This window comes from Rhodoferax sp. GW821-FHT10B06 (assembly GCF_059415605.1).
This window is the reverse complement of record NZ_JBWKNO010000001.1, coordinates 80,280-98,299: the sequence shown is the minus strand read 5'-3', so window position 1 is coordinate 98,299 and position 18,020 is coordinate 80,280. Positions and strand designations below refer to the sequence as shown.

Annotated in this window: 15 protein-coding genes; 9 read left to right on the top strand and 6 right to left on the bottom strand. The window is 62.8% G+C overall.

Annotation, left to right across the window (positions count from 1 at the left end):
* Nucleotides 1–4: 4 nt before the first annotated feature.
* Genes glyA through AC07O2_RS00450 form a run of 5 tightly spaced genes read right to left on the bottom strand, consistent with a single transcriptional unit; the run spans nucleotide 5 to nucleotide 6,491 of the window.
* On the bottom strand, nucleotides 5–1,279 hold the full coding sequence (gene glyA, locus AC07O2_RS00470; protein ID WP_495073778.1) for a serine hydroxymethyltransferase: 1,275 nt from the start codon (nucleotides 1,277–1,279) through the stop codon (nucleotides 5–7).
* A 12-nt stretch (nucleotides 1,280–1,291) separates the two neighbouring features.
* The gene (locus AC07O2_RS00465) at nucleotides 1,292–1,936 is read right to left on the bottom strand and encodes a sarcosine oxidase subunit gamma (protein WP_495073777.1); all 645 of its coding nucleotides are present in this window, start codon (nucleotides 1,934–1,936) and stop codon (nucleotides 1,292–1,294) included.
* Nucleotides 1,929–4,925, bottom strand: a complete 2,997-nt coding sequence (locus tag AC07O2_RS00460) for a sarcosine oxidase subunit alpha family protein (RefSeq protein ID WP_495073776.1) — start codon at nucleotides 4,923–4,925, stop codon at nucleotides 1,929–1,931. Before AC07O2_RS00460 ends, AC07O2_RS00465 begins: the two co-directional genes overlap by 8 nt.
* On the bottom strand, nucleotides 4,922–5,230 hold the full coding sequence (locus AC07O2_RS00455) for a sarcosine oxidase subunit delta (protein ID WP_495073775.1): 309 nt from the start codon (nucleotides 5,228–5,230) through the stop codon (nucleotides 4,922–4,924). The genes AC07O2_RS00460 and AC07O2_RS00455 overlap by 4 nt, the downstream gene beginning before the upstream one ends.
* Nucleotide 5,231: 1 nt before the next feature.
* Nucleotides 5,232–6,491 (bottom strand): sarcosine oxidase subunit beta family protein, encoded by a 1,260-nt coding sequence (locus AC07O2_RS00450; protein ID WP_495073774.1) that lies wholly within the window; start codon nucleotides 6,489–6,491, stop codon nucleotides 5,232–5,234.
* A gap of 222 nt (nucleotides 6,492–6,713) precedes the next feature.
* On the opposite strand from AC07O2_RS00450, the gene AC07O2_RS00445 reads away from it, so the two are divergent.
* From AC07O2_RS00445 to AC07O2_RS00410, 8 genes are all read left to right on the top strand, one after another.
* Nucleotides 6,714–7,313 carry a YqgE/AlgH family protein gene (locus tag AC07O2_RS00445; protein WP_495073773.1) on the top strand — a complete coding sequence of 200 codons (600 nt, stop codon included), beginning with the start codon at nucleotides 6,714–6,716 and terminating at the stop codon, nucleotides 7,311–7,313.
* A 134-nt stretch (nucleotides 7,314–7,447) separates the two neighbouring features.
* Nucleotides 7,448–7,855 (top strand): Holliday junction resolvase RuvX, encoded by a 408-nt coding sequence (gene ruvX / locus AC07O2_RS00440; protein WP_495073772.1) that lies wholly within the window; start codon nucleotides 7,448–7,450, stop codon nucleotides 7,853–7,855.
* 8 nt (nucleotides 7,856–7,863) lie between these two features.
* Nucleotides 7,864–8,352: a bifunctional pyr operon transcriptional regulator/uracil phosphoribosyltransferase PyrR gene (pyrR, locus tag AC07O2_RS00435; RefSeq protein WP_495074212.1), complete on the top strand. Its 489-nt coding sequence runs from the start codon at nucleotides 7,864–7,866 to the stop codon at nucleotides 8,350–8,352.
* A 6-nt stretch (nucleotides 8,353–8,358) separates the two neighbouring features.
* Nucleotides 8,359–9,324: an aspartate carbamoyltransferase catalytic subunit gene (locus AC07O2_RS00430; RefSeq protein WP_495073771.1), complete on the top strand. Its 966-nt coding sequence runs from the start codon at nucleotides 8,359–8,361 to the stop codon at nucleotides 9,322–9,324.
* 198 nt (nucleotides 9,325–9,522) lie between these two features.
* A complete protein-coding gene (locus tag AC07O2_RS00425) occupies nucleotides 9,523–10,818 on the top strand; it encodes a dihydroorotase (RefSeq protein ID WP_495073770.1) in 1,296 nt (431 codons plus the stop codon).
* A 190-nt stretch (nucleotides 10,819–11,008) separates the two neighbouring features.
* Nucleotides 11,009–11,749: a lysophospholipid acyltransferase family protein gene (locus AC07O2_RS00420; protein WP_495073769.1), complete on the top strand. Its 741-nt coding sequence runs from the start codon at nucleotides 11,009–11,011 to the stop codon at nucleotides 11,747–11,749.
* Between the two features lie 205 nt (nucleotides 11,750–11,954).
* Nucleotides 11,955–12,863, top strand: a complete 909-nt coding sequence (locus tag AC07O2_RS00415) for a glycosyltransferase (protein WP_495073768.1) — start codon at nucleotides 11,955–11,957, stop codon at nucleotides 12,861–12,863.
* Nucleotides 12,864–12,914: 51 nt separating this feature from the next.
* Nucleotides 12,915–13,880 carry a glycosyltransferase gene (locus AC07O2_RS00410; RefSeq protein WP_495073767.1) on the top strand — a complete coding sequence of 322 codons (966 nt, stop codon included), beginning with the start codon at nucleotides 12,915–12,917 and terminating at the stop codon, nucleotides 13,878–13,880.
* Between the two features lie 173 nt (nucleotides 13,881–14,053).
* Here AC07O2_RS00410 and AC07O2_RS00405 read toward each other — a convergent pair whose 3' ends face one another.
* Nucleotides 14,054–14,284 carry a hypothetical protein gene (locus tag AC07O2_RS00405; protein WP_495073766.1) on the bottom strand — a complete coding sequence of 77 codons (231 nt, stop codon included), beginning with the start codon at nucleotides 14,282–14,284 and terminating at the stop codon, nucleotides 14,054–14,056.
* A 206-nt stretch (nucleotides 14,285–14,490) separates the two neighbouring features.
* On the opposite strand from AC07O2_RS00405, the gene AC07O2_RS00400 reads away from it, so the two are divergent.
* Nucleotides 14,491–17,847: an EAL domain-containing protein gene (locus tag AC07O2_RS00400; protein WP_495073765.1), complete on the top strand. Its 3,357-nt coding sequence runs from the start codon at nucleotides 14,491–14,493 to the stop codon at nucleotides 17,845–17,847.
* The last annotated feature ends 173 nt before the right edge of the window (nucleotides 17,848–18,020 follow it).

The window sequence follows — 18,020 nt, the reverse complement described above, 5'->3', positions numbered from 1 at the left end:
TCCTTCAGGCGTAGAGGGGAAAGCGGGCAGTCAGTGCTTTGACGCGGGCGTAGACCGAGGCCTCGGTCGCGGCGTCGCCGGCGGGGTTGGTCTTCAGGCTGTTGAAGACTTCCAGCATCAGGCGGCCGACTTCTTCAAACTCGGCCGTGCCGAAGCCGCGCGTGGTGCCAGCAGCGGTGCCGACGCGGATGCCCGAGGTGATGGTCGGCTTCTCGTCGTCGAACGGAATGCCATTCTTGTTGCAGGTGATGCCGGCACGCTCCAGCGCCACTTCGGTGGTGTTGCCCTTCAGTCCCAGCGGGCGCAGGTCGACCAGCAGCAGGTGGTTGTCGGTGCCGCCAGTCACCAGGTCCAGGCCACCGGCTTTCAGTACGGCGCCCAGGGCCTTGGCGTTGGCCACAACCTGCTGGGTATAGGCTTTGAAGCTGGGCTGCAGTGCCTCGCCAAAGGCCACAGCTTTGGCGGCGATGACGTGCATCAGCGGGCCGCCTTGCGAGCCGGGGAACACGGCGGAATTGATCTTCTTGGCGATCTCGGCGTCATTGGTCAGCACCACACCGCCGCGCGGGCCACGCAGGGTTTTGTGGGTGGTGGAGGTGGTCACATGCGCATGCGGCACCGGGCTGGGGTAGACGCCGGTGGCAACCAGGCCGGCCACGTGGGCCATGTCCACCATCAGCAGCGCGCCGACCTTGTCGGCGATTGCGCGGAAGCGCGCCCAGTCAATGGTGCGGGGGTAGGCTGAGAAGCCGGCGATGATGAGTTTGGGTTTGTGTTCGATGGCCAGGGCTTCGACTTCGTCGTAGTCGATCAGCGAGTCGGCGCGGCGCACGCCGTACTGCACGGCTTTGAACCACTTGCCCGACAGTGCGGGCTTGGCGCCGTGCGTCAAATGGCCGCCAGCGGATAGCGACATGCCCAACACCGTGTCGCCGGGCTGTACCAGGGCCAGCATGACGGCCGTGTTGGCCTGCGCGCCGGAGTGCGGTTGCACATTGGCGAATTCGCAGCCGAATAGCTTGCACAAGCGCTCGATGGCCAGGGCCTCGACTACGTCCACATGCTCGCAGCCACCGTAGTAGCGCTTGCCGGGGTAGCCTTCGGCGTACTTGTTGGTCAGCACCGAGCCCTGGGCTTCGAGTACGGCCTTGGAGACGATGTTTTCCGAGGCGATCAGTTCGATCTGTTCGCGCTGGCGTTTCAGTTCGTGGTCCATGGCGACGCTGACTGCAGGGTCGGCCTGGGCTACGCCGGTAGAGAAGAAGGCTTCAGTGGTCATGGTGAAAGCTTTTTAAACGGTTTCAAACAAGGGTGTGAACACGGGGTCGGCGCATTGCGCCGGGCTGGTGATGCATGGCCGGTACGACCGTGCCGTGCGCTCCAGCAGGCGCCAGGTGTAGTCGGCAAAGCTGCGGCGGAACAACAGCACCACGCCAGTGGTGTCGGTGCGCATCACAGTCAGTCCGGTCTTGGACACCACAGTGCTGGCACAGCGGCCCACGGCCAGGCTCTCATAGTCATACGGGCCGAGCTGGCGTAGCAATTGGATGTGGTCGGGGCCGGCCAGGCGCATGGAGGTCAGGCCACCGCTGTTGTCCACGATTTGCGCGAACAGGCCTTGCACTGCGCTGGTCAGGGCGGCCAGCAGGCTGTCGCGGCGCGAGCGCTTGCACACCAGCAGCCATTCGTCGGGCGATACCCAGAGCACCGCGCCTGCGTCGGTGCTCAGCACGGTCATGGGCTGGGTGGGTAGTGCCTGGCCCAGCACGCCGGCCACGGCCTGCATGAAGGCGGCGTCATCGGGCTTGCCGCGCAGCACCAGGTAGCCCATGTGCGGCAGCTCGGCCAGTACGATGCGTTCGCTGCTGCTTGGGGTTTGTACACGGGCCGACAGGCCAAAGGCGTGCAACGGAGATTCCAACAGAACCTTAGACATTTTGACGGTCACCTTTCACATCCACAAACACGCTGCTGCTGACCTTGACCGGCGTGACCTTGCCGTGCGCATGCACATACAGGGTCTGGTCCTTGCGTTGCAGTCCACCCATCACGACCGCCATGGCAATCGAACGGCCCAGGAAGGCGCTGTGGTAGCTGGAGGTCACATGGCCTAGCATCTGGTTGCTGGTGCCAACCGTGGCGCTTTCCATGATTTGCGCGCCTTCGATCAATACAGTGGTCGGGTCTTCTGGCAGCAGACCGACCAGTTGCTTGCGGCCTTCGCGGGCCGTGTCGCTGCGGGCCAGTGAGCGCTTGCCGAGGAAGTTGAAGGGCTTCTTCATGCCGACGGCCCAGGCCATGTCCAGATCCAGCGGGCTCATCGAGCCGTCGGTGTCCTGGCCGACGATGATGAAGCCCTTTTCGGCGCGCAGCACGTGCATGGTCTCGGTGCCGTAAGGGGTGATGTCGAACTCGGCACCGGCGGCCATCACAGCCTCCCACAGGGCATGGCCGTAGCCGGACTCGACGTTGATTTCGTAGGACAACTCACCCGAGAAGCTGACGCGGAACACGCGGGCCGGCAGGCCGAGCACCGTGCCAGGACGCCAGTCCATGAACTTGAAGTTCTCGGCCGACAGGTCGATGTCCGAGCACAGCTTGGCCAATACGGCGCGGGCCTTGGGGCCGACCAGGGCAATGGTGGACCAATGGTCGGTCACCGAGGTCATCCATACCTTCAGCTCTGGCCATTCGGTCTGGTGCCAGCGTTCCAGCCAGTTCAGCACGCGCGCGGCACCGCCGGTGGTGGTGGTCATGTAGAACTGGTTTTGTTCGATGCAGGCCGTTACGCCGTCGTCCATCACCATGCCGTTTTCGTCCAGCATCAGGCCGTAGCGGCATTTGCCGACGGCCAGCTGGGTCCAGGCATTGGAGTAGATGCGGTTCAGGAACTCTCGCGCATCCGGGCCGTCGATCTGGATCTTGCCCAGGGTGGATGCGTCCATCACCGCCACGCCGTTACGGGCTGCCAGGCATTCGCGGTTCACGGCGGCGTGCAGATCTTCGCCGGGCTTGGCAAAGTACCAGGGGCGCAGCCATTGGCCGACGGGCTCCAATGCCGCACCGCGTGCCACGTGGGATGCGTGGATGGCGGTGTAACGGCTCGGGTCAAAGCACTCTTCGGTCATGGTGCCGGCCAGCGCACCCAGGCTGACTGGGGTGTAGGCCGGGCGGTAGGTGGTGGTACCGACTTCGTTCACCGGGCGCTTCAGGGCGCGGGCGGTGATGACGAAACCGTTCACGTTCGACAGCTTGCCCTGGTCGGTACCAAAGCCCAGCGCGGTGTAGCGCTTGACGTGCTCGATGGAGTGGTAGTTCTCGCGCACGGCCAGCTCGATGTCGGCAGCGCTGACGTCGTTTTGGTAGTCCACAAAGGCTTTGGCGCCAGCGCCTTCCTGCTTGCCATCGGGCAGGCGGAACATGGGGCGGGCTGGCATGCGTTTGGCTTGGTTGCAGGTGGGCACCTGCAGACCCTGGGGCTTGCCGCAGTGGGCCAGTACCTGTTGCATGGCCCGCGTGGTTTGTGCCAGCGCGGCAGAGAGTTCAAACGCGCCGGTCACGGAGCCGACGCAGGCCACGCCTTTACGGCCCTGGCTCGGCGCGACGAAGGCGGCTACCGCCTCGTCCCAGGTGGGGCGGCTGCCGTCATGGCAGAACAGATGCACTGTGGGCGACAGGCCACCCGAGCTCAGCACCACATCGCAGGCGATATGGGTGCTGGCACCGGCCACTTCGTCCCGCGTGGCATGCAGGGGCACTAGGCGCACGCCCTTGACCTCGCTGCCGCCAGTGACTTCGGCAATGCCGTGGCCGGCCATTACCGTGTAGTTTTGACTCCGGGCTACCGCGCCGTGGCGTACGTCGGCTACGGTGACGGTGGCACCGGCTTTGGCCAGTACCTCGGCGCAGTCGTGGATCAGGTCACTGGTGCCGCAGATAACAATACGCTGGCCGACGCGCACGCCGTAGCGCTGCAGAAAGGTCTGGCCTGCGGACACGGTCATCACGCCGGGCAGGTCGTTGTTGCCGAACACCAGCGGGCGTTCGATGGCGCCCGTGGCCAGCACTACGTGGTGGGCACGGATCTTGTGCAGGCGGTGGCGTGGCAGATGGGCCTGGCGCTGTTCCGGGGCGATATGGTCTTGCACCAGTTCCACGGCTTGCACCAGGTTTTGTTCGTACATGCCGAATGCCGTAGTCCGGGGCAGCACGGTGACGTGAGGCATGTCATGCAGAGCCGCCAGCACGGCGCGGATGTAGGCGTCGCTGTTGCGGCCGTCAATCTGTGCAGTCGGGTCGGACAGCAGCCAGCCGCCGATTTCACTTTGCTCGTCCAGCAGCACGGTCTTCAAGCCGGCTTGTCCAGCTTGCAGCGCGGCCAGCAGGCCGCAGGCACCGCCGCCCACTACCAGCACGTCCACATGGTGGTGCAGGTGGTCGTAGTACTCGGGATCGGGCTCGGTGGGTGCGTCGCCAAAACCGGCGAACTTGCGGATCACGGTTTCATACAGGGGCCACAGCTTTTGCGGCCACTTGAAGGTTTTGCTGTAAAAACCGGCTGGCATGAAGCGCGAGCCTTGGCCCAATACCGACTTCAGATCAAAGTCCAGCGAAGGCCAGCCCGAGGTGGAGCTGGCACTGAGGCCTTCGTACAGCTCGGCTTGGGTGGCTTTGACGTTGGGCGTGGTCAGCGCGCCGACGCCCAGCTGCACCAGCGCATTCGGTTCTTCTGCGCCGGCGCCGATGATCCCGCGTGGACGGCCGTATTTGAAGCTGCGCGCCATGCGACGCACGCCATGGGCCAGCAGGGCGGAGGCCAGCGTGTCGCCGGGGTGGCCGGTGTAGTCGCGGCCGTCAAAAGTGAATTTAATGGTGCGCGTCGTGTCGATGCGCGTGCCGGTTTGGGGGACTCGGGTGCCGCTCATGCTGCGTGCTCCTTGGCCATGTCTGCCAGGAACAGCGCTTTGCCTTCGGCCAGGGTCCAGGTACCGGCGATCTCGTAGGTGGCGGTGTTGCGTTTTACGGCAAACACCTTGCGGCAGGCGGCTGTGTGCTGCCACTGTTCCCAGAACCAGCCCTTGGTGTTCTTGCGGAAGAAAACATAGTCACCCCAGACGGCATCGTCCACGGCTTCGGGCTGGGCTGGGCGGGGGATATAGGCTTCACCGGCGTTGCTGAACTCTTCTTCGTCCCGCGTTTCGCCGCAATGGGGGCAGTGCAGTAAAAACATATCAGTGTGCGACGCCAGCGGCGCCGTGTTCGTCGATTAAATGGCCGGTGAGGAAACGGTCTACGGAGAAAGCCTTGGACAGCGGGCCGGGCTCGCCCTGGGCCAGCATGTCGGCAAACACATGGCCGGAGCCCGGCGTGGCCTTGAAGCCACCGGTGCCCCAGCCGCAGTTGAAGAACAGGCCTTGCACCGCGGTCTTGGAGATGATCGGGCAGGCGTCGGGCGTCACGTCCACAATGCCGCCCCATTGGCGGTTCATGCGCACGCGGGAGAACTGCGGAAACAGCTCGATGATGGCGGCGGCCGTGTGCTCGATCACGTGCGGGCTGCCGCGCTGGCCATAGCCCAGGTAGCTGTCGATGCCGGCGCCGATCACCAGCTCGCCCTTGTCGGACTGGCTGAGGTAGCCGTGTACCGCGTTGGACATGATCACGGTGTCGATCACGCGCTGCATGGATTCGGACACAAAAGCCTGCAGCGGGTGGCTTTCCAGCGGCATGCGCAGGCCGGCCATCTTAGCCAGCACCGAGGAGTGGCCGGCAGCCACGCATCCCACGCGGTCGGTCTTTACCGCACCGAGGTTGGTTTGCAGGCCGCGGATCTTGCCGCCTTGGATGTCCATGCCGGTGACTTCGCAACCCTCGATCAGGTCCACGCCGAGTCGGCTGGCGGCGCGGGCAAAGCCGCGGGCCACGGCGTCGTGGTGGGCGATGCCGGCGCGCGGCTGCCAGCTGGCGCCCAGCACCGGGAAGCGGCGGCTGCGGCTGCAGTCGAGCTGGGGGATCTTTTCTTTGACTTCCTGGGCGTTTAGTACGTGGGCGTCGATGCCTTGCAGCGCGTTGGCGTTGACCCGGCGCTCGATGTCACGCATGTCCTGCAGGTTGTGCCCCAGGTTGAACACACCGCGCTGGCTGAACATCACGTTGAAGTTCAGGTCTTCGGTCAGGCCTTCCCACAGCTTCAGCGAATGCTCGTAAATCGCTGCGGATTCGTCCCACAGGTAGTTGGAGCGCACGATGGTGGTGTTGCGGGCGGTGTTGCCGCCGCCCAGATAGCCTTTTTCCAGTACCGCGATCTTTCCGACCTCGGGATGGTTCTTGGCCAGGTAGTAGGCGGTGGCCAGGCCGTGCCCGCCGCCGCCGACGATCACCACGTCGTAAGAAGGTTTCAGGGCCACCCGTTCCCAGGCCGGTTCCCAGGTTTGGTGGTTTTTAAAGCCGTGCTTGAGCAGGCTCCAGAGTGAGTAGTTTTGGCCGCGCATGGGTTTCTCGTGGGGGTCCAATGAATCTGCGCTTATTGTTCGATGTCAGCAGTGTGTCACCTTGCGCCATGCGGACGTGCACTTGTTCAAAATCGACATGCGGCGGGAATTGGCTACAGGCAGGGGCAAACCCTAGGGCCCCATAAAGCTGGTTCCATTGCATCCCTGGATAGGGGCATGGCGCCTCGTGGAGGGGCCTGCGTGCTGTTTTAAAATGGCAGCATGACCCCTGATGCATCCCCCATGAATTTGACGCATCACTTCCTGATTGCCATGCCCGGGCTGGAGGACGATGCCTTCGCCAAGAGCGTGGTCTACCTGTGTGAGCACAGCCCGCGCGGCGCGATGGGCCTGGTGATCAATAAACCCAGCGATATCAGCCTTCAAGCCCTGTTTGACAAGGTCGAGCTGCCGCTGCGCCGCGCCGATCTGAGCGATAGCCCCGTATTCCAGGGCGGCCCAGTGCAGACCGAGCGCGGCTTTGTGCTGCACGAGGCCTTTGTCGCCGACGATGTGGACCCTACCGAGTCGGTTTACGCCTCCACCATGGCCATTCCCGGCGGGCTGGAGATGACCACCTCCAAGGACGTACTCGAAGCCCTGTCTACCGGCGCCGGCCCACGCCGTGTGCTGGTGTCCTTGGGCTATTCCGCCTGGGGTGAGGGCCAGCTGGAGGCCGAGCTGGGTGAAAACAGCTGGCTGACGGTGGAAGCCGATCTGTCGGTGATCTTCGACACTCCGGTCGAGCAGCGCTACGACAAGGCCTTGATGCTGCTGGGCCTGCAGGCCTGGATGCTGTCCCCCGAGGCGGGCCACGCATAGGATGTTGAACACCCCCAGGCTTGCGCACTGCGTGTCGCCGCCAACCCCCTTGCAGGGGGCAATACCAGCAGCCCGGCAAAGCCGGTTCTGCGGTATTTCTGGAATGGTTCGTCGCCCAGGTATGCACCGCTGATATGGACAGCCCGACCATCCCCCCCCATCTGCAATCTTTTCTGGCCTTTGACTATGGCCTGAAGCGCACCGGTGTGGCCGTGGGCAACCGCTTCACCCGCACCGCCACGCCGCAAGGCACGATCAACGCCGAAGGCGATGCGCGTTTTGTACCAATTGCCGCTCGCGTCAAGGAATGGCAGCCCGACGCCATCGTGGTCGGCGTGCCCTTCCACCCGGACGGTGCCGCGCATGACAACACCCGGCGCGCCCAGAAGTTCGCACGCCAGCTGCGCGGGCGCTTCAATCTGCCGGTTTTCGAAGTAGATGAGCGCTATAGCACCACAGAAGCGCTGGAGATGGGTGCCAAAGACGCTGATGCCGCCGCCGCTTGCATCATCCTGGAACAATTTTTGAGGAGTATTCCGTGAGCACACTCATGCTGGATGCCGAGGCGCTGTACCTCGAGCTTTTAAAAGGCGTCAGGGCTTTGTTGAAATCCGACACCCGCCTGGTCGGCATCACCTCCGGCGGCGCCTGGCTGGCCGAACGCCTGCAGGTCGATCTGCAACTACCCGGCAAACCGGGCGTGATCTCCAGCGCCATGCACCGTGACGATTTTTCCCAGCGCGGCATGGTCTCGGGCGGCGGCGGGCAGACCGCGCTGGCTTTTGACGTGAATGGTGCCGACATCATCTTGCTGGACGACGTGCTCTACACCGGCCGCACCATCCGCGCCGTGGTCAACGAACTATTCGATTTTGGTCGCCCAGCGGCTGTCAAGCTGGCGGTGCTGGTGGACCGCGGCGGTCGCGAGCTGCCGATCCACCCCGACTTTGCCGCTGCCCGCGTGGCCCTGCCTGCTACCCAGAAGCTCGAACTGGCGCGCAAGGACTCTGGCGCTTTCAGCTTCAACGTCGAAGGCTGACACCCTATGCTTTACAAACGAAACAACCCCCAACTCAACAAGCACGGCGAGCTGATCCACCTGCTGTCCACCGAAGGTCTGCCCAAGGACATCCTGACGCAGATCCTGGATACCGCCGCCAACTTCGTCAGCGTCAACGACCGTGAAGTTAAGAAGGTGCCGCTGCTGCGTGGCAAGAGCGTGTTCAACCTGTTCTTCGAGAACAGCACCCGCACCCGCACCACCTTCGAGATCGCCGCCACCCGCCTCAGCGCCGACGTGATTAACCTCGACATTGCCCGATCCAGCGCCGCCAAGGGCGAGTCGCTGCTGGACACGATTGCCAACCTCAGCGCGATGGCGGCCGACATCTTCGTGGTGCGCCACAGCGAGTCCGGCGCGCCCTACCTGATTGCCCAGCACGTCGCGCCGCATGTGCATGTGGTGAATGCCGGCGACGGCCGCCACGCGCACCCCACGCAGGGCCTGCTGGACATGTACACCATCCGGCACTACAAAAAAGACTTCAGCAACCTCACTGTGGCCATCGTCGGCGACGTGCTGCACTCGCGCGTGGCGCGCTCCGACATCCATGCGCTGACGACGCTGGGCTGCGCCGAAGTCCGCGTGGTCGGCCCCAAGACCCTGGTGCCCAGCGACATGGCGCAGATGGGTGTGCGCGTCTGCCACACGCTGGAAGAGGGCATCAAGGACTGCGACGTGGTCATCATGCTGCGCCTGCAGAACGAACGCATGAGCGGCGCGCTGCTGCCGTCCAGCCAGGAGTTCTTCCGCAGCTTCGGCCTGACCCCCGAAAAGCTGGCCCTGGCCAAGCCCGACGCCATCGTCATGCACCCCGGCCCGATCAACCGCGGCGTGGAGATCGACTCCGCCGTGGTCGATGGCGCGCAAAGCGTGATCCTGCCGCAAGTCACTTTCGGCATTGCGGTCCGCATGGCGGTGATGGGCATCGTCGCCGGGAATGAAGCGTAGCTTGTGGCACACCCCCAGGCTTCAGTGCTGCGCATCTTTCGCCAACCCCCTTGCAGGGGGCAACACCAGCAGCCCGACGGAGCCGGTTCTGCGGTGTTTCACGAACGGAACGCCGTCGATGTCTATTGTGTGTGCTATTTATTTGATAGCTTCTAGCGCAGGTACTACCTGCGCTAGAGCCCTATTTGGTTTAAAAATATGAAGACCCTGATCCAACACGGCCGCATCATCGACCCGGCCAGCAGGCTGGACACCACCGGCCCCATCGCTATCGCCGCCGGCCGCATCATCGCCATCGGCCGCGACGTGCCCGACTTCCAGCCCGACCGCGTGGTCGACGCCAGCGGCTGCATCGTGCTGCCCGGCCTGGTCGACCTGTGCGCCCGTCTGCGCGAACCAGGCTACGAGCACGAAGGCATGATGGAAAGCGAAATGGCCGCGGCGGCAGCCGGTGGCGTGACCAGCCTGGTCTGCCCACCCGACACCGACCCGGTGCTGGACGAGCCCGGCCTGGTGCAGATGCTGAAGTTTCGCGCCAAAAAGAACCACCAGGCGCGCCTGTTCCCGCTGGGCGCGCTGACCCGCGGCCTGCAGGGCGAGGTGCTGACCGAGATGGTCGAGCTCACCGGCGCGGGCTGTATCGGCTTCGGGCAGGCCGAGGTGCCATTGGGCAACACCCAGGTGCTGCAGCGCGCGCTGCAATATGCCGCCACCTTTGACTACGCCGTCTGGCTGCGCCCGCAAGAGCTGCATCTGGGCAAGGGCGTGGCCGCCAGCGGTGCGCTGGCTACGCGCATGGGCTTGAGCGGAGTGCCTGTGTCCGCCGAAACCATCGCGCTGCACACCATTTTTGAACTGATGAAGACCACCGGCGCCCGCGTGCACCTCTGCCGCATCAGCAGTGCCGCCGGCATCACCCTGGTGCGCCAGGCCAAAAAGGACGGCCTGCGCGTGACCTGCGATGTGAGCATCAACTCGCTGCACCTCACGGATACAGACATCGGTTACTTCGACAGCCGGGCCCGCCTGAGCCCTCCGCTGCGCCAGCAACGCGACCGCGAAGCCCTGCGCGCGGCGTTGGCCGACGGCACCATCGACGCCCTGGTGTCCGACCACACGCCGGTCGAAGCCGATGCCAAGGCCTTGCCGTTCGCCGAAGCCGAACCCGGCGCCACCGGCCTGGAGCTGCTGCTGAGCCTGGCGCTGAAGTGGAGCCAGGACGACGGCGTACCGCTGCAGCGCGCGCTGGCCGCCGTCACCTGCGCGCCCGCCGCCGTACTGGGCAGCAGCCTGGGCACGCTGCAGGCCAGCCTGGGCCAGCTGGTCGAGGGCGGCGTTGCCGACCTCTGCGTGTTCGACCCCGCCGCCAGCTGGGCGGTGGCTGCCGACAGCTTGCGCAGCCAGGGCAAGCACACACCCTTTTCGGGCTATGAGCTGCCGGGCCGTGTGCGCTGTGCCGTTGTAGCCGGCCACGTGGCATTCGATTCACTATAAAAATAGTAGCTGCTAGCGCAGGTATCTTCAGCGCCAGCGGCACTTTTTACTTGAATATCTCATTCCATTTCCAGGTCAATCCGAATATGTCGTTGCTTCGCCTTGCCGTGGTAAACCACTGTCTGCGGCTTCGCGCCTAATCTCGTATTGATCTGGAAATGGAATCAGCGCCTAGCTTGGATCGGGTTGTATGCATATTTTTCGCGTTCTGGCCAAAGTGCTGGGCTTGTTTTTGCATGTGCTTAAGGGCTGGTGGACTATCCGTCGGCATTTTCCGCACATGGACGCAGCGACCCAGCAGCGTGAGGTAGAGGTCTGGTCCAAACAGGTGCTGGTGGTCCTGGGCATCACGCTGCGGGTGCGGGGCAGCATGCCGGCCCAGGGGCCGCTGCTGCTGGTGTCCAACCATATCTCCTGGCTGGATATTGCGGTGGTGCACGCTGCGGGCTACTGCCGGTTTGTTTCCAAGTCCGAAATCAAGCACTGGCCCCTGGTCGGCACCCTGGCCACGGGCGTGGGCACGCTGTACATCGAACGCGCCAAGCGCCGCGACGCCATGCGCGTGGTGCACCACATGGCCGAGCATCTGCAGGCCGGTGAAGTGGTGGCGGTGTTCCCCGAGGGCACCACCAGCGACGGGCGCGGCGTGCTGCCCTTCCACGCCAATCTGTTCCAGGCCGCGATTTCCTCGCAGGTACCGGTGCTGCCGATGGCGCTGCGCTTTGTCGACGCACATACCGGCGCGCCACACGATGGCCCGCGCTTTGCCGGTGACGACACCTTGTTTGGCTCGCTCTGGCGCACTCTCAGCGCCAACAACATCGTCGCCGAGGTCGCCTATGGCCAGCCCCAGCGTGCGGATGGCCGGGACCGCCGTACCTGGTCCCGTGACCTGCAGCAGGCGGTGGAGCAGTTACACCAATTCCGCTAGCTGGGCGTCAAGCGCCCGCCCTATAGCGCGTAGAAGCGCGTGGGCGTGCCCAATCCTGTGGAGCAAAAGGCATAAATCGTACGATTAGTATGACTTTTGTCTGTTTGCCGCCACCGAAATGCGACTTGCTTCGCAAATAATCGTCGGCAAACGGTTACAAATCTATACCTGCGTGGTGCGTCCGCGCACTTCACCTTGCTTGGACATGGCACTTCCCCTCATCACGGCGATTGTTTCCACCTACAGTGCAGAGCGCTTCATACGCGGCTGCCTGGAGGATCTGGTCGCGCAGACCTTGTTCAGTGAAATGGAGGTGCTGGTCATTGATAGCGGCTCCCCGCAGGGTGAAAGTGCGATCTGCGCGGAGTTTGCACGCCAGTATCCGCAGATCCAGCTGATCCGCACCGAGCGCGAGCCCTTGTATGCCGCCTGGAACCGGGCCATCCCCCTGGCGCGCGGCAAGTACCTGACCAATGCCAATACCGACGACCGTCACCGCCAGGACTTCATGCAGCGCATGGTGACCGCTTTGGACCAGCACCCAGATGTTGCGCTGACCTACGCAGACCAATTGATCAGCCACACGGAAAACGAAACTTTTGCTGAATGCGACCGGCGTGGAGCCAAACTGCGCCATTGGCCCGACTACACCCCGCAAGACCTGATGCTGCGCTGCATCACCGGGTCACAGCCCGTGTGGCGCAAATCGCTGCACGCGGAGCTGGGCGATTTCGATACCCGCTACCGTATCGCGGCGGACTACGACCTGTGGCTGCGGTTTGCCGCCAAATACCCATTGCTGAAGGTGTCAGGCCCTTTGGGCGTGCTGTATGACTCGCCCAACACCATATCCGGGCGCAATAGCCGCCTGCCGATGAACCAGGAAATCCTGGACATCCAGCAGCGCTGCATGCGCCAGGCCCCGTGGCAGACTTTGCCGGGCATCCGCACACGCCTGGCGGCCGAACTGTTCGGCCGCGGCTACCAGCACATCGAGCACGACCGCGACATGCAAGCCGCCAAGCCTTTCATCCGAGAGGCGATACGGCTGGACCCGACGAATTGGCGCTATTTGAAAACCTATGCCCTGCGCTATATCGCGGGCTTGGGTTAAAGCACGGGCCGCTGGACGGGTTGGCCCATTATTTGCACAGTAAATCTAGCCATGGAAAAAGAGATTCTGGTTTCAGCGATCGTCTCCACCTACAACGCGGAGCGCTTCATGCGTGCCTGCCTGGAGGACCTGGAGCGCCAAACACTGGCCGACCGCATGGAAATCATCGTCATAGACAGCTGCTCTCAGCAGAACGAGGGCGCAATCGTTCGGGAGTTCCAGCACCGCTACACAAACATCGTCTATCTGCGCACGGAGCAGCGTGAGGGGCTGTATACCGCCTGGAACCGTGCCATCGGCCTGGCCCGCGGCCGCTACATCACCAACGCCAACACCGATGACCGGCACCATCCCCAGTCCTTCGAGACGCTGGCGCGCGTGCTGGATGCAGCCCCAGAGTTTGTGCTGGCCTACCACGACCAGATCACCAGCGACATAGAAAACGAAACTTTTGAGAGCTGCTGGGCGCGCAAAACGCGGCAAAAGAATTACCCCGTGTTCTCCCATGAGGTCATGCTGCTGGGCTGCATGACCGGTTCTCAACCCATGTGGCGTAAAAGCGTGCACGCGGAGCACGGTTTATTCAGCGAGAAGTACCGTATTGCTGCGGACTACGAGTTCTGGATGCGGATTGCACAAACCCATTCCTTCATCCATGTGCCTGAGCCCTTGGGGCTTTTTTATGATTCGCCCCACACCATGTCGGGGGCCAGCAACCGGCTCACGGTAGACAAAGAGTCGCTGGAAATTCAGCACTTCTATTTGAAACGCGAGCCATGGCGTGCGAATGCCGACAACCGTGCCCAATTGGCTGACGCCACTTTCAAGGTCGGCTACCACTATGCAGAGATATTGCGTGACCTGAAAAAGGCCAAGCTATTCCTATGGGAAGCCTGGAAGCTGGACCCCTTGAACTTCCAGTTGGCCAAGACCTTTGTTCTCCGTGGACTGTTGCAAACCCATTGGGGTTTGGGTGTGCAGGCACCGCAAAATCTTGCCCCTCCCAAGTCGTTCTAGCCCGTTCTAGCCACTGCCTAAGCATGCCAGTGCCCACAACTTGGCGTGTGCAGCGGCAGACCCGCGTGCCGTACTCCCCGTTTTCCCTAAAGTGCGGTTGCTATATTTAAAGTAGCGGCTTGCGCAATGTTAATAAGCGCTACAGCCATTTTTCATCAAAATGGAGTAGAGGCTCAGGCGCGCAGGTTCAAATGCTGGCCTATGGTCTGCCCAAGGCCGTTGGAAACAGGCTGTGCCGGCATTGGCACATTGAAGTGCGCGTCCTGGGTGCTGTCTTTTTTGACTTCGGGTGTGGCTGCAGTGGTGCTGCTGGCATCGGTTTTGGCCGGTGCGGTGGTTTTGGTGCTGCTGCTTGTGGGGGGTAGCGGCGTGGAACCTGCGGACGACGTGGCGCTGATGGACATGCGGGCCTTTCAGGGTGAAGCTAAGGCCGCAGTGTAGTAGGGCAAGCCGCACTGCCATGTAGTGGAGATATGTCGGGTTGTAAAGATTTTCAGCGGTTTTCGCGTCTGTCGGCGGACTGTGTGGGCCGTCACTAGGGCATGCCGAAATCGTTTCCGGTGGGTGGCAGAATGTAAACGTTGGCTATACACAAAGCTGGAGGAGTTCTATGAAACGTCGCTCTGGTTTTGAGGTGAAGGTGCTGGGAGCATTTGCCGCCGCGATGCTGGTCGTGTGCGTGCTAGCCGCCACGACCTGGAAGGTGGCCAGCGATGCGAATGCTGCGGCGCTATGGGTCGAGCACACCCACGAGGTTCTCAACAGCCTGTCCCGCGCCCGGGGTGACACGCTGCAGATTGAGCTGGTGACCCAGAGCTACCGGATCACGGGCGATGCCGCCCAACTGGCTGAGCGCAATACGGCTATGGCCTCGCGCGAAGCTGTTCTGCGCCGCATTCAACAACTCACGGAGAAAAATGCAGGCCAGCAAGAGCGGTGGGTGCAGCTGCGTGCCGTGGTAGACCAGCGCATGGCTATTGCGCGCCAGGTCGAGCTACTGCGCAAGACGCAGGGTGTGGGTGCCGCCAACGCATTTGTTGCCCTATCGCCGTTGAAGGAAACACGGGAGCGCGTGTACCGGCTGCTGCAGGGCATGGAGGCGGAAGAGCTGCGCCTGCTGGAGCAACGGTATGCCGATCAACAACGCACGCGCAATAACCTGTTGGGCATGGGCTTGCTGGTGGCATGTAGCTTGTGCGCGCTGTTGGCGGCAACCTATGCCTTGATCAGTCGCCAACTGCGCAAGACCGACGCCAGTCGGAGGGCCCTGGCTGACAGCGAAGAAGATTTGGCGACCACCTTGCATTCCATTGGGGATGGCGTGCTGGCAACCGATACCCATGGCCGCATCACCCGCATGAACCCGGTGGCAGAGCAGCTGACGGGCTGGCAGCAAGCTGAAGCCCTGGGCCTACCGGTGGATGCGGTGTTTCGCATCGTCCATGAGCAAACACGCCGGCCTGCCGAGGTGCCGGTGGCGCAGGTGCTGACTACCGGCGAAGTGCAAGAGCTGGCCAACCACACGCTGTTGCTGGCCCGCGATGGCCGCGAGTGTCCGATCGCGGACAGCGCGGCCCCCATCCGTGACAGCGCAGGTCGGATACACGGGGTCGTACTGGTGTTTCGGGACGAAACGCTGGCGCGCCAGGCCCAGCGGGTGATCCGCAGCCAAAATGAACTGTTGGAGCAGCGCGTGTGGGAGCGCACGGAGCAGTTACGTGAGAGCGAAGACCATCTGCGCAGCGTCATCAACAACGTACCCGCTTTGATTGCCTACGTGGATGCGCAGCAGCGCTATGTCTATGCCAACAGCCAGTACCAGCAGCGCTTTGCCCCCGGGCTACCCGATATTGGCGGTCTTACGGTGCGGGAGGTGCTGGGAGATACGCGCTATGCGATCGCTGCGCCCTTGGTTGACCAGGCTTTGCAGGGGCAAGCGCAGAGCTATGACTGGCAACCTTTTCCAGGCATCTGGCAGGCCATCCAATATGTCCCTAAGTTTGATGCGCAGGATGCTGTGGTGGGCTACTACGTGCTGGGTGCGGACATTACCGAGCGCAAATTGGCCAGCGAGAAAATCCAGGCGCTCAATACCGAGCTGGCGCTACGTGTGCATGAACTGGAGCAGGTCAGCCGCGCATTGAAAACCTTGAGTGCGGGTAACCGTGCCATGTTGCGGGCCAGCCATGAACAGCAACTGCTGGACCATATGTGCCAGGCGATTGTGGACGCGGGTGGCTACCAGATGGCGACCGTCTGGTACTCCCGTGACGACGCCGAACAATCCATGTCGCCCATGGCCGAACGTGGCTATCCCGCCGGCCTTGCCGCGTTGCAGACCTTGAAGGTGACCTGGGCGGACAACGAGCACGGGCGTGGTGTGATTGCCACCGCCATCCGTACCGGCACGACGCAGGTGGTCGGGAATATGCAAGCCGATCCGCGTTGTGCCCCATGGCTTGAGCATTTGTATGACAGCACGACCTGCATAGCATGTCCTTTGACGGTGCATGGCAAAACCCTGGGCGCGTTGGCAATTTTTGCGATGGAACCCGATACCTTTGGCCCGAACGAGCTCACCTTGTTGAGTGAGTTGGCCGACGATCTGGCCTTTGGTATCAGCAATTTGCGCGCGGCCGTTGAACAGCACGCAGTTCAGGCGGCCATGCGCCACCTGACCCGATTCGACACCTTGACCGGTTTGCCGAATCAGCTGCAGTTCACCGAGCAACTGGAGGCCGCCATCGAAGCTAGTGCGCGGCTCAACCAGCCTTTTGCCGTGATGCAGACCAACATCGAACGCTTGAGCGAAATCAACGACACGCTGGGCTTCGACCAAGGCGACGCCATGTTGCGCGAGTTTGGCGCCCGGCTGCAGATGGCAGCCCCTGCGCCGGCCGTAGTCGCCAGGCTGCGTGGAGATGAATTTGCCATGTTGCTACCCCATAGCGATGCGCAGGCCACTAACGCCATGGTTCAGCGCTTGGCGGCGATGCTGTCGCGGCCATTTCCGATTGCCGACATCATGCTGGATGTGTCCGTGACCACCGGCGTAGCCCTGTTTCCCCAGCATGGAGAGACCCCTCACGACCTTTATCGGCACATGGACATTGCCGTGCACCAGGCCAAGAAGAAGGGCGTGGCCTACCGGGTGTTTGATCCGGCCCAGAACCAGGTTCAGTCGCATCGGCTGAACATGGCGGGCGAGCTGCGCCGGGCGATTGAAGGTGGTGATCTGCAGCTCTACCTTCAGCCCAAGGTCGCCATGGCCACTGGCCAGGTCTGCGGTGCCGAGGGCCTGGTGCGCTGGAAACATGCCGAGCGCGGCCTGGTGCCGCCGAGTGAATTTATCGGTCTGGCTGAACACACTGGTTTGATCAGGCCGCTGACCGAATGGGTCATCGACGCCGCATTGCGCCTCAACCATGTGTGGCAGGAGCAGGGCTGTGCGCTGCCGATCGCCGTCAACCTGTCGGCCCGTAACCTGCGTGACGAAGGCCTGCTGGACACCATACGCAAGCAAAGAGCCACCTGGAGCGTGGCCGCAGGCCTGCTGGAGCTGGAGATCACCGAAAGCGCGGTGATGGACGACGCCGAGTTTGCGCTGCGCGTGCTGCACAGCCTGCGCGACGACGGCATACCGCTGTACATCGACGACTTTGGCACCGGCTACTCGTCGCTCAGCTACCTGCAGAAACTGCCTGTGGAATACATCAAGATCGACCAGTCCTTCGTGCGCGACATGGCCACCAGCAAGGACTCGGCGGCCATTGTCCGCTCCACCATCGACCTGGTCCACGACCTGGGGCGCAAGGCCGTGGCCGAAGGCATAGAAACCCGCGCGGCCTGGGACCAACTGGCCGCCCTGGGTTGCGACTTTGCCCAGGGCTACTACATCGCCAGGCCCATGCCGGCAGAGGCGTTCCCGGGCTGGGTGCAAGACTTTCAAAGCCGGCCCACCCGGTGATGCGGTGGTGGCATCAATTGCTATATTAAATATAGCTTCTAGCGCCGATATCACCTGCGCTGTAGCCTGTCTTTCTATAAATTCTCAACCATCATGGTTGCGTCCTGCACGGGGGGCTGGTAGTGCGCCCGCAATTCCCGGGGCGTGGTTCTTTCTTCGCTCGTATAACTGAA

Coding starts and splice junctions, on each gene's coding strand:
- AC07O2_RS00425 (WP_495073770.1), top strand. CDS start 9,523: ATGAAGACCCTGATCCAACACGGCCGCATCATCGACCCGGCCAGCAGG.
- AC07O2_RS00460 (WP_495073776.1), bottom strand. CDS start 4,925: ATGAGCGGCACCCGAGTCCCCCAAACCGGCACGCGCATCGACACGACG.
- AC07O2_RS00455 (WP_495073775.1), bottom strand. CDS start 5,230: ATGTTTTTACTGCACTGCCCCCATTGCGGCGAAACGCGGGACGAAGAA.
- AC07O2_RS00445 (WP_495073773.1), top strand. CDS start 6,714: ATGACCCCTGATGCATCCCCCATGAATTTGACGCATCACTTCCTGATT.
- AC07O2_RS00465 (WP_495073777.1), bottom strand. CDS start 1,936: ATGTCTAAGGTTCTGTTGGAATCTCCGTTGCACGCCTTTGGCCTGTCG.
- AC07O2_RS00405 (WP_495073766.1), bottom strand. CDS start 14,284: ATGTCCATCAGCGCCACGTCGTCCGCAGGTTCCACGCCGCTACCCCCC.
- AC07O2_RS00410 (WP_495073767.1), top strand. CDS start 12,915: ATGGAAAAAGAGATTCTGGTTTCAGCGATCGTCTCCACCTACAACGCG.
- AC07O2_RS00430 (WP_495073771.1), top strand. CDS start 8,359: ATGCTTTACAAACGAAACAACCCCCAACTCAACAAGCACGGCGAGCTG.
- AC07O2_RS00415 (WP_495073768.1), top strand. CDS start 11,955: ATGGCACTTCCCCTCATCACGGCGATTGTTTCCACCTACAGTGCAGAG.
- AC07O2_RS00450 (WP_495073774.1), bottom strand. CDS start 6,491: ATGCGCGGCCAAAACTACTCACTCTGGAGCCTGCTCAAGCACGGCTTT.
- ruvX (WP_495073772.1), top strand. CDS start 7,448: ATGGACAGCCCGACCATCCCCCCCCATCTGCAATCTTTTCTGGCCTTT.
- AC07O2_RS00420 (WP_495073769.1), top strand. CDS start 11,009: ATGCATATTTTTCGCGTTCTGGCCAAAGTGCTGGGCTTGTTTTTGCAT.
- AC07O2_RS00400 (WP_495073765.1), top strand. CDS start 14,491: ATGAAACGTCGCTCTGGTTTTGAGGTGAAGGTGCTGGGAGCATTTGCC.
- pyrR (WP_495074212.1), top strand. CDS start 7,864: ATGCTGGATGCCGAGGCGCTGTACCTCGAGCTTTTAAAAGGCGTCAGG.
- glyA (WP_495073778.1), bottom strand. CDS start 1,279: ATGACCACTGAAGCCTTCTTCTCTACCGGCGTAGCCCAGGCCGACCCT.